The organism is Candidatus Cryosericum odellii (assembly GCF_003570935.1).
Classification (GTDB): domain Bacteria; phylum Caldisericota; class Caldisericia; order Cryosericales; family Cryosericaceae; genus Cryosericum; species Cryosericum odellii.
Window position 1 is genome coordinate 1,553 of record NZ_QXIU01000240.1, and the last position, 1,766, is coordinate 3,318.

Here is a 1,766-nt window from a genome sequence, read left to right on the forward strand (position 1 = left end):
CAGACCAAGTCGCTCGAGCGCGTGCAGCGCGGCCGCGTTGGCATATCGAACAGTACCGTCCAGGGCGACCTCTACCACTGGGTTGGGATTCTGCTCGGGGAAGGACGCAAGTTGAACTAGCTCGTGCCCCATGGCCCTGCGCTNNTAGGCTTCTTCGCGCTGATTGAAGATGCCGACGATGACGTCGTGGACAGCCTCTCCAGAGCGCAGGGCGAGCGTTGAGGGCATGGACTCCCCCGGGAACTCCGAACCGTCCTCGTGGATGTTCCTCCACGACGGGTCCATAGACGTCCGATTCACGATCTCGCGCTGGCTGAGCCCCAGGATGCCCTCGGCCGCCGGGTTGGCTGACATGATGGTACCGTCGGGCGCGAAATACAGGACACCGATAGGCATTGACTCGAACAGCGTGCGATACCGTTCTTCCGAAACCGCCAGGGCATCATCGGCGCGTTTCCTGTCCGTGATGTCCTCGATGGCGGCCATCATGAAGTCGGGCTCGTCCCCCTCGCCCCACAGCCGCGACGCGGTGATGTTGGCCCAGATGACGCCTCCGTCCTTGCGCACGTAGCGCTTGACCAGGACGTACGATGAGATCCGGCTGGACACTAGTTCCTGTATGCTCCGACGAGTCTCTGCCCGGTCGTCTGGATGCGTGATGGTCTGCAGGTCCAGCGCAAGCAGTTCCTCGCGCGAGTACCCCAGCAGGTCCGCGAAGTGCTGGTTGACGAGAACTAAGCGGCCCGTCCTCGCGTCGGCCTCGGCGACCCCAAATGCTGCCTGCTCGAACAATACCCTGAAGCTGCTCTCACTCTCGCGGACGACCGCAGCCGCCTGGTCGCGCCGCAAGCGCTGGACCATCAGCGTTCCGTATGCGGCGGTCGTGATGGGATAGATGACGAGGACTGGGATGGCGATGCTGCGCAGGATCTGGATCGCCGTCTGCAACGGTTGAGTGAATATGAGGGCAAGCATGACTACATGAACGACCACCCCCAGGGAGTACAGCGTCCAGAACGAGAGGATCGCACGCGGACGCTGGTGCGTGTGCCGCCAGGCAACGCCGATGCCCCCCGAGGCGATGATGACCGAGACGCCTGTCCATGCGCCGCTGCCGCCCAGGACCACGCGGAATGCGGCCATCATGACAACCGCGACGACGGTCGGGATCATGCCGAAGAACAACCCCGAGACGGCCAGCAGGACGGACCGTGTGTCGAAGATGATGCCTGTCACAAAGGTCCAGGGCATCAGCATGACGCAGATGCCGATGGCGCCGATGGCGAGGCCGGTAATTACCTGCCGTATCCAGGTTCTGGACAGCCGACGGAAGATATTCAGCAGGTCATAGACATAGACCAGCGAGAGGAGCAGGGTGGCGTTGCCGACGAGCGCGACGAAGGAGTCACGCGTCACCGGGCACCTCCCGGAGCATCCTCAACGTACAGGCGAGGACTGTGAGCGGTTCAAGTGTCGTGCCATACTGCATCGCACATCTCCCCTTGCACAGACCGTTGTCACGCTGGTCACGGGCCCATTTGGCCCATAACTTTACTTTCTACAGCATAGAAATCGGCAGCCGCAAGTCAAGCGGAAAGCGTGTACAGCTAAATAGTGTTCCCCGGCGAGGGCACGCCTGGGCAGGAGGCGTTCCATGTGTCATTCCCCCCCGAGTATTTCTTTTCAATACAAGGGGTGCTTTCGGCGAAGGCGGGAATCCAGTCTGGGGCCATGCGATTCCAGGGCAGCCATGCTTGTCACCCAGT

The 1,766-nt window shown here is 61.8% G+C and carries 1 protein-coding gene; it reads right to left on the bottom strand.

Annotation, left to right across the window (positions count from 1 at the left end; translation table 11 throughout):
- Positions 1-1,416: PAS domain S-box protein (locus tag SMC5_RS09825; RefSeq protein WP_119120575.1), on the bottom strand; the 1,416-nt coding region annotated here is incomplete at its 3' end.
- Between the last annotated feature and the right edge of the window lie 350 nt (positions 1,417-1,766).